Genomic DNA, 7680 nt, shown 5'->3' with positions numbered 1-7680 from the left:
GTAAAAATGAATTCAAAAGATTCTGCTCTCTTATGGTCCATTGACGTTGCGTAATATCACTACAGTGCGCTAGTATGCGTTAACAATGAGGGGGGCGGCAATGGCGGAACCATTTCTTTCCGAAATCAGAATGATGTCTTTCGTTTTTGCGCCGAAAGGCTGGGCACTGTGCAACGGTCAGCTGCTTCCAATAAATCAGAATCAGGCGCTGTTCTCATTGCTTGGAACAACCTTCGGCGGTGACGGCAGGGTGAATTTCGCGCTGCCCGATTATCGTGGCCGGGTGCCGATCCATGTCGGCAGTGGCCACACGCTGGGTGAACGCGGCGGTGAGCAGGCGCACACGCTGTTGATCGGGGAATTGCCATTCCATAGCCATATCGAGCAAGCCACGACCACAAATGCGGACACGCCGGTGCCCAGCAGCAACCTGCTGGCAACCGTTGCCAACACCTATACGGCGCCTGGGAACCCCACGGCCATGGACCCTGGCACGCTGGCCCTTGCCGGCGGCAACCAGGCGCATATGAACATGCAGCCATTTCTGACGCTGAGCTTCTGCATCGCCCTGCAGGGCATTTTCCCGTCGCCGACCTGAGGAAAAGCAACCATGGCACAACCCTACGTTGGCGAGATTCGGATGTTCGCCGGCAATTTCGCGATAGCCGGCTGGATGTTCTGCGAAGGGCAATTATTGCCCATTTCGGAGAACGAGATCCTGTTCCAACTGATCGGCACCACCTATGGCGGCGATGGCCAAAGCACGTTCGGGCTGCCTGATCTGCGTGGCCGCCTTCCGGTCCACCAGGGCGGCGATTTCATTCTTTCGCAGACTGGCGGCGTTGAAGAAGTCACGCTTACCCCCCAGCAGATCCCTTCGCACACGCATGCCTTCCTGGCTTCGCTGAACAATGCCGGGGCAAGCACGCCGACGGGCAACATGACCGGGCAGGTCGGCGCGGCGCAGATCTACCGCGAGGCGCCGGCAGCCGCGCCGATGTCCCCGCAGACCGCCGGGCAAACCGGCGGCAGCCAGCCGCATACGAACTTCCAGCCCTACCTTTGCGTCAATTTCATCATCTCGCTGTTCGGGATCTTCCCGTCGCCGACTTAAGGAGGGACCGTCATGGCTGACCCGTTCGTCGCCGAAATCCGCATTTTTCCGTTCAATTTCGCACCCAAGGGCTGGGCCTGGTGCGACGGTCAATTGCTGCCGCTGTCGCAGAACACCGCGCTGTTTTCCCTGCTCGGCACCACCTATGGCGGCAACGGCAAGTCCAACTTCGCCTTGCCCGATCTGCAGGGCCGCGCGCCGATGCACCCGGGGCAAGGACCAGGACTTTCGCTGCACGACCTCGGAGAGCCGGGCGGTTCGGAAACTGTGCAGTTGCTGATATCGGAGATGCCGCAGCACGGCCACACGATGATGGGGAACGTCAATCCGGCCAATCTGGCGGCGCCAGGTCCGGCGCGATCTTTCGCGCGTACAGCTCCCGGTATGTCTTATTCGGCAACGGCCACTTTGACACCGCTCAGCGATCAGGCGGTGCGGCCGATCGGCGGCGACCAGCCGCACAACAACATGCAGCCCTTTCTCACCTGCTATTTCTGTATCGCGCTGCAAGGCGTTTTCCCGCCGAGAACCTGAATTCCGAGGCAACAAGGCAGGACCGATACGATGCCCAAGAAAGCAGAACCAAAGTCAGAAGCGTCGGCTCCAACGGCAAAGAAGGGGAATGGAGCTGGACGGCGCTGGCCACCGGCAACCTCAAGCAGATCGCCGTGGTGCCCGACTTGACGCCACCGGTGTGACGGCAGTCCTGACGGCACAGACGGGTAGCGTGACAGCCAGCACGCCCGCGCATTCTTCTTCGGCCTGGCCCCGCTCCGATGCGGCCGGGCTGAAGTTTCGCGCGGCTGGCGAGGCCGACAAACCCTTCCTGTCGCGGCTCTACGCCTCGACCCGCGTTGAAGAGCTCGCAGTGACCGACTGGAGCGAGGCGCAGAAGGCCGCCTTCCTCGCCATGCAATTCCAGGCCCAGCACGCGCATTACCACACGCACTATCCCGAGGCCGACTGGCTGGTGGTGGAGCAGGCGGGCCAAGACATAGGCCGCCTCTATATCGAGCGCTGGCCGAGCCAGCACCGCGTCATCGACATCGCGTTTTTGCCCATCCATCGCCGCAAGGGCTATGGCACGACGCTGCTGCGCGATCTGATCGACGAGGCACGGTTAGCCGGCAAATATGTATCGATCCATGTCGAGAAGAACAATCCGGCGCGGGGGCTCTATGTCAGGCTTGGCTTCGCCGTGGTCGAGGACAAGGGCGTCCATGATCTGATGGCGTGTTCGCCAGCGGATCCATGATCGTTGGTTGGCGCTGCCCCACCCGCCTGCCGGCGTCCCCTCCCAGTGAACCGGACGAGGGACCTCCCGCCACCGATTTCGCCAATCTCTTGCGCCGCAAGAAAGGCGCCGGGTTGCCGCCAGCCACTCTCGTCCCGTTTACGGGGAGAGATGTCCGGCAGGACAGTGAGGGGCAGCGCCGCCGGTAAGGATTGTCGCATTCGGTCCGGTCGCCAATGCGGGAAACATCAATAAATGCAGCTCAAAATGGCGTTAGTTGAACACCGCCTCGTAGGTCCGGCCAGTCGCATCGGCGGCTACCGGTACGATGAAGATGTCGTGGACACCGCCGGCGCCGGCAAGGCTGTAGGTCGCCTGCGGCAGCGCGATCTCACGCGGCCCCCTGAACAGCAGCGAAAAACCACCGCCCGGGCGGGGGCTGGCCGCGATGCGGTTGACGGCGCTCAGTTCGAGCGAGATCCGTCCCGCTCCGGTCTCTATGGTGAACGCCTGTCCGATCGCCTGTTCGAAATCCGCCGCCGCCGCCATTTTGTCGCCTCGAAGCCGTTTGCGCGGCACTGTCGCCGCTTCGTCGCGGGCTGTCCAGGGATCTTTGCCCGACCAAAATTCCCAGGAAAACCGTCGACCACTTTTCCTGGGGATTGGCGCATCGGCACGGAGCGCTGGCGCGCAAGACATTTCGTCGCCGCAAACCCCAAAATACAGCAACGCATCCTTTTATGCGCGCCGGTGACACTGTAGTACTTTGTTTCGGCATGGGATTGTTTCGATACGAGCCCGGCGCCGGACGCGGATTGGCCGGCCTGATCGGCTTGCCGGAGAAAAAGGACCGACGATGGCTGAAGGTGCGAAAACAGGGACGGCGGCGACAGCAGGGGCCGAAGCATTGCCGCTTTTCTACTCCAGGCCGGAGGCGCTCAATCCGGCGCGGCACGGCTCGCTGGGGTTGACCGCGCGCAGCGACTTTTCCTTCGCGCGCTCGGCGCACGCCATCCCGGTGGTGGCTTCGGAGATGCCGGCGGCGATGCGCTCCTATCCGATCGTCTTCATCGGCGCCGCCAAGGCGCCCGTCATCATCACCGGCGTTCGCCAGGACGAGAACCTGTTCGTCGATGCCGACGGCAAGTGGAACGCGCCGCACTACATCCCGGCCTATGTCCGCCGCTACCCTTTCATCCTGGCCGAGGATCCGACCTCGGCCGGCCGGCTGACGCTGTGCGTCGACCGGGCGAGCGACCGTGTCGTCGACCAGCTGATGGCGCCCTTCCGCGACGACAAGGTGCTGCCGTTCTTCGGCGGCAACGAACCGACCGAGGCGACCAGGCAGGCGCTCGCTTTCTGCAACCAGTTCCAGATCGATTTCAGGGCCACCCGCGAGATGGTCGACAAGATCGACGCGCACGGTCTGTTTTCGCCGCGCCAGAGCAAGGTGACGCTGGAAGGCGGCGAAGTGCTCAACCTCACCGACTTCCAGGTGATCGACGAAGCGGCCTTCAACAAACTGAGCGACGAGGCCTTCCTCGACCTCAGAAAATCCGGCGCGCTCGGCCTGCTCTATTGCCACCTCGCCTCGACCAACAGCTGGACCTCGCTGGTGCACCAGGCGTCGCTTCGCAAGGCGGACACCGCGAAGAGTGCCTGACGGCATTGACCGATCTGCCGAGGTCGACGACATCCAATTTGGAACATTTCAGGCGCTGTCCGGTTGCTTCCTATGGATATCCATAGGAATACGGCCATGGTGATCAGCCAGGAAGAACGCGTCGCGCATATCAGCAAGCGGGCCCGCGAACTCTGGGAACGGGAAGGCTTGATGCCCGACCGTGAGAAGGCCTGCTGGGACAAGGCGGTCGAGGAGTTCGAGTCCGGCCGGCTGACCGCCGGACGAAAGCAACCAGGCGCGGATGCCGCTGGCGACAGCGCGGGTACCAAACACTGACGCTGATGGCACAATCGGAGCGAACCCAGAGACGTATCGGACCGACGCCAAAGTGGATGCGGTATGGCCCGCGTCACATACAAGTTCGGGATGGGTCAGTAGCCCAGTCGAGCGGCGCAGGAATTCCCGTGCATCCAACGGAGGGCGCCTGTGCGACAGGCCGCGCCGGCAGCGCCCGACATCACAGATTCGTGATGCTCGGGATGAACGGCGTCCGAAAAGCGTTTCAGTCTTTGTTCGCCGGGTGCTCCTGAGACCGCGAGCGCCCTGAAATCAAACCGATTTTGGGAGAACAACGATGAAACATCACCTTATCCCCGTGGTGCTGGGCTTGCTGATGACCTCCGCGGGCCTGGCCTCGGCAGCCAACGTCCACTCGGTAACGGGGACGAAAGGTCAACCCGATCAAACGATCGGCACCGCTCAGACAGGAAGTGTTACTCCTGGCAATGCCAGCACCGCGCCGGGTTCGGCCTTCAACCCGGACGGAAATGCGGGAACACATTACGCAGGCACCCAGCCGCAGAACTCCAAGAACCCGAAGAGCGTGTCTCAGTACGACGTTGCCGGCTTCCAGCAGTCCCATAAGTGACATCCGGCTCTTGGGCGGTCGAGGTTCAATCCGCCAGAAACGAAAAAGCCGCGGAATTCCGCGGCTTTTCGATGCTTGATTCCCTTGAGAAACTGGAGCGGGTGAAGCGATTCGAACGCTCGACCCCAACCTTGGCAAGGTTGTGCTCTACCCCTGAGCTACACCCGCTCACACGGCGTCTTGGCCGCAAGCCGGGCCTATATGGCTGAAGAGCGCGGCGATTGCAACAGGGAAATAGCAGGCTTTTTGCAACCTTCCGAGCGATGCCGGCAAACTGCCCGCGACGCCCCGATTCATCGCCGCTGGCGCGACGGTCTTGTGTCGGCCGCCTCATTGGCCGTAAACGGCAAGGCCGAGAAACCGACGAAGAAGAGATCCATGCCGAAGACCGAAGCTGACCTGATGGCCTTTCTTGCCGAACTCGGCATCGCGGTTTCGACCATACGCCACCCGCCGCTCTATACGGTTGCCGATTCGCAGGCGCTGCGCGGGGAGATCGACGGCGGGCACACCAAGAACCTGTTCCTGAAGGACAAGAAGGACAATTTCTTCCTGGTCACCGTCGGCGAGGATGCGGTCGTCGATCTCAAGCAGATACATCAGCTGATCGGCGCCGCCAGCCGGGTTTCGTTCGGCAAGCCGGAAATGCTGATGGAGCTTCTGGGGGTCACGCCGGGGGCGGTCACGGTGTTCGGCATCGTCAACGACAGGGAAAACCGGGTCAAACTGGTGCTCGACAAGGATCTGATGGACCATTCCGTCATCAATGCGCATCCCCTGACCAACGAGGCGACGACATCGATCGCGGCCGCCGATCTCATCAGATTCGTCGAGGCAACCGGGCATGATGCTGCTATCTTGAAAGTCTCGGCATGATCGCCACATGGGTGGCAAAGCCGATTTCCAATTGAGACAGGGCGCCGGGCCACGGGCCGGCCGCGCGACCGAAAGGGTGACGAGATGAGCGACAACAATCCGTTTGGCGGATCATTCGGAAACAAGGGCGGCCAGTATGCCACCACGGTGCAGTATGGCGGAACCGAGCCCAAAGCCGGATTCGGCGAGACGTCCGCGCCCCCAGCCGCCGGCCCCACCGCCGGCCCTACCACCGGCGATGTCATCAAGGACACGACGACCGCGGCCTTTGCCGCCGACGTCATCCAGGAATCGCGCCGCCAGCCGGTGCTGGTCGACTTCTGGGCGCCGTGGTGCGGACCTTGCAAGCAGCTCACTCCGCAGCTGGAAAAGGCGGTCAAGGCCGCCGGTGGCAAGGTCAAGCTGGTCAAGATGAACATCGACGACCATCCCTCGATCGCCGGCCAGCTCGGCATCCAGTCGATACCGGCGGTCATCGCCTTCAAGGACGGCCAGCCGGTCGACGGCTTCATGGGCGCCGTTCCCGAGAGCCAGATCAACGAATTCATCACCAAGGTCGGCGGCAAGGGCAATGGCGCGCCGCCGGTGGCCGAGGCCCTGGCCGCGGCGGCGGAGGCGCGCGACGCCGGCGACATGCAGACCGCGGCCGATATCTACGATGCCATCCTGGCGCAGGCGCCGGAAACGATCGAGGCGATTGGCGGGCTGGGCGACCTGCTGTTCGAGGCCGGCGATACCGAGGGTGCCGAGGCGCTCCTGGCAACGGCGCCGGAGGCCAAGAAGGACGCACCGCCGCTGGCTGCCCTGCGCGCCAAGATCGCGCTGGCCGCGCAGGCGGCGGCGCTGGGCAATCCGGCCGAGTTCGAGCGGCGGCTTGCGGAAAACCCCAAGGACCATCAGGCCCGTTTCGACCTGGCGATGATCCAGAACGCCATGGGCGATCGCACGGCGGCCGCCGACAATCTGCTGGCCATCATCAAGGCCGACCGGAGCTGGAACGAGGATGGCGCCAGGACGCAGTTGCTGCAGCTGTTCGAGGCCTGGGGCATGACCGACGAGGCGACGCTTGCCGCGCGCCGCAAATTGTCGGCATTGCTGTTTTCCTGAGCCGGTTACGGTTGTTTTGTCGCAAGGGCTTGTGGCGCCAGGCCTGTGCGCCAGATAGGACAGGGCAGGATTGACGCTTCGCAAGGGAAGCGATCGGAGGAACGAGGTGCAAGCGGGAAACGCGCATTACCGGCTCGCCAAGGATCTGCCATCGACGATCCCGCTCTTTCCGCTCGAAGGCGCGCTGCTGCTGCCGGGCGGCCGCATGCCGCTCAACATCTTCGAGCCGCGCTACCTGCAGATGGTGGACGAGGCCGTCGCCGGCTCGCGGCTCGTCGGCGTCATCCAGCCCGGCCTCAATGGCGCATTGCGCGAGGATGGCGAGCCGGAGCTTTGCAACGTCGGCTGCATCGGTCGCATCATCGCCTTTTCCGAGACCGGCGACGGCCGCTACCTGATCTCGCTGCAAGGCGTGTGCCGGTTCCGCGTCGCCCACGAGCTGACGGTCAAGACGCCGTTCCGCCAGGCGAAGCCGGCGCCCTTCCTCGCCGATCTCGACGAAGAGCAGGCGGCTGATGAAATCGACCGGCCGGCGCTGCTCAGAGCCTTTCGCGCCTATCTGCAGGCCAATGACCTGGAAGCCGACTGGGAGAGCGTCAGCCGCGCCGAAAACGCCATGCTGGTCAACGCGCTGTCGATGATGGCGCCCTACGGACCGGCCGAGAAGCAGGCATTGCTCGAGGCCGCGGACCTGAAAACCAGGGCCGAAACGCTGATCGCCATCACCGAGATGACGCTGGCGCGCGAGAATGAGGATTTTGGCTCGAGCCTGCAGTAGGAATGCGTCGATATCCAGC

At 63.1% G+C, this 7680-nt stretch carries 11 protein-coding genes and 1 tRNA gene; 10 read left to right on the top strand and 2 right to left on the bottom strand.

Annotation, left to right across the window (positions count from 1 at the left end; all coding sequences use genetic code 11):
- Nucleotides 1–100 precede the first annotated feature (100 nt).
- The 4 genes from FJ527_RS09935 to FJ527_RS09920 all read left to right on the top strand — a co-directional run bounded on the left by FJ527_RS09935 (nucleotide 101) and on the right by FJ527_RS09920 (nucleotide 2369).
- Nucleotides 101–598 (top strand): tail fiber protein, encoded by a 498-nt coding sequence (locus FJ527_RS09935; RefSeq protein ID WP_140822930.1) that lies wholly within the window; start codon nucleotides 101–103, stop codon nucleotides 596–598.
- A gap of 12 nt (nucleotides 599–610) precedes the next feature.
- Entirely contained in the window at nucleotides 611–1114 is a 504-nt protein-coding gene (locus tag FJ527_RS09930) for a tail fiber protein (protein WP_140793228.1), read from the top strand.
- Between the two features lie 12 nt (nucleotides 1115–1126).
- The gene (locus FJ527_RS09925; protein ID WP_140822928.1) at nucleotides 1127–1648 is read left to right on the top strand and encodes a tail fiber protein; all 522 of its coding nucleotides are present in this window, start codon (nucleotides 1127–1129) and stop codon (nucleotides 1646–1648) included.
- A gap of 193 nt (nucleotides 1649–1841) precedes the next feature.
- Nucleotides 1842–2369, top strand: coding sequence for a GNAT family N-acetyltransferase (locus FJ527_RS09920; protein ID WP_246677701.1), 528 nt, complete (start codon nucleotides 1842–1844; stop codon nucleotides 2367–2369).
- Between the two features lie 252 nt (nucleotides 2370–2621).
- Here the strand turns inward: FJ527_RS09920 and FJ527_RS09915 are convergent, their stop codons facing one another.
- Nucleotides 2622–2897: a hypothetical protein gene (locus tag FJ527_RS09915; RefSeq protein WP_140712163.1), complete on the bottom strand. Its 276-nt coding sequence runs from the start codon at nucleotides 2895–2897 to the stop codon at nucleotides 2622–2624.
- 307 nt (nucleotides 2898–3204) lie between these two features.
- Between FJ527_RS09915 and FJ527_RS09910 the strand changes: the two genes are divergently transcribed.
- The 3 genes from FJ527_RS09910 (at nucleotide 3205) to FJ527_RS09895 (ending at nucleotide 4900) form a co-directional block, all read left to right on the top strand.
- The gene (locus FJ527_RS09910; protein WP_140822924.1) at nucleotides 3205–4011 is read left to right on the top strand and encodes a SapC family protein; all 807 of its coding nucleotides are present in this window, start codon (nucleotides 3205–3207) and stop codon (nucleotides 4009–4011) included.
- Between the two features lie 96 nt (nucleotides 4012–4107).
- Nucleotides 4108–4308 carry a DUF2934 domain-containing protein gene (locus FJ527_RS09905; RefSeq protein ID WP_140618224.1) on the top strand — a complete coding sequence of 67 codons (201 nt, stop codon included), beginning with the start codon at nucleotides 4108–4110 and terminating at the stop codon, nucleotides 4306–4308.
- 298 nt (nucleotides 4309–4606) lie between these two features.
- Entirely contained in the window at nucleotides 4607–4900 is a 294-nt protein-coding gene (locus tag FJ527_RS09895; RefSeq protein WP_140822921.1) for an adenylate cyclase, read from the top strand.
- A 93-nt stretch (nucleotides 4901–4993) separates the two neighbouring features.
- Here the strand turns inward: FJ527_RS09895 and FJ527_RS09890 are convergent.
- A tRNA-Gly gene (locus FJ527_RS09890) sits at nucleotides 4994–5068 on the bottom strand.
- Between the two features lie 210 nt (nucleotides 5069–5278).
- On the opposite strand from FJ527_RS09890, the gene FJ527_RS09885 reads away from it, so the two are divergent.
- The 3 genes from FJ527_RS09885 (at nucleotide 5279) to FJ527_RS09875 (ending at nucleotide 7661) form a co-directional block, all read left to right on the top strand.
- Complete coding sequence (locus tag FJ527_RS09885) at nucleotides 5279–5776, top strand: prolyl-tRNA synthetase associated domain-containing protein (protein WP_140822919.1); 498 nt, start codon at nucleotides 5279–5281, stop codon at nucleotides 5774–5776.
- Nucleotides 5777–5860: 84 nt separating this feature from the next.
- Complete coding sequence (gene trxA / locus FJ527_RS09880) at nucleotides 5861–6883, top strand: thioredoxin (RefSeq protein WP_140822917.1); 1023 nt, start codon at nucleotides 5861–5863, stop codon at nucleotides 6881–6883.
- Nucleotides 6884–6989: 106 nt separating this feature from the next.
- Entirely contained in the window at nucleotides 6990–7661 is a 672-nt protein-coding gene (locus tag FJ527_RS09875; protein WP_015314920.1) for an LON peptidase substrate-binding domain-containing protein, read from the top strand.
- The last annotated feature ends 19 nt before the right edge of the window (nucleotides 7662–7680 follow it).

Source organism: Mesorhizobium sp. B2-4-18 (assembly GCF_006441385.1).
Lineage (GTDB): Bacteria > Pseudomonadota > Alphaproteobacteria > Rhizobiales > Rhizobiaceae > Mesorhizobium > Mesorhizobium australicum.
This window is presented reverse-complemented; position numbering and strand designations above follow the sequence as displayed.

Excerpts from the sequence above, each read along its gene's own strand:
- FJ527_RS09935 (WP_140822930.1), top strand. The coding sequence starts at position 101 with ATGGCGGAACCATTTCTTTCCGAAATCAGAATGATGTCTTTCGTTTTT.
- FJ527_RS09930 (WP_140793228.1), top strand. The coding sequence starts at position 611 with ATGGCACAACCCTACGTTGGCGAGATTCGGATGTTCGCCGGCAATTTC.
- FJ527_RS09925 (WP_140822928.1), top strand. The coding sequence starts at position 1,127 with ATGGCTGACCCGTTCGTCGCCGAAATCCGCATTTTTCCGTTCAATTTC.
- FJ527_RS09915 (WP_140712163.1), bottom strand. The coding sequence starts at position 2,897 with ATGGCGGCGGCGGCGGATTTCGAACAGGCGATCGGACAGGCGTTCACC.
- FJ527_RS09910 (WP_140822924.1), top strand. The coding sequence starts at position 3,205 with ATGGCTGAAGGTGCGAAAACAGGGACGGCGGCGACAGCAGGGGCCGAA.
- FJ527_RS09905 (WP_140618224.1), top strand. The coding sequence starts at position 4,108 with ATGGTGATCAGCCAGGAAGAACGCGTCGCGCATATCAGCAAGCGGGCC.
- FJ527_RS09895 (WP_140822921.1), top strand. The coding sequence starts at position 4,607 with ATGAAACATCACCTTATCCCCGTGGTGCTGGGCTTGCTGATGACCTCC.
- FJ527_RS09885 (WP_140822919.1), top strand. The coding sequence starts at position 5,279 with ATGCCGAAGACCGAAGCTGACCTGATGGCCTTTCTTGCCGAACTCGGC.
- trxA (WP_140822917.1), top strand. The coding sequence starts at position 5,861 with ATGAGCGACAACAATCCGTTTGGCGGATCATTCGGAAACAAGGGCGGC.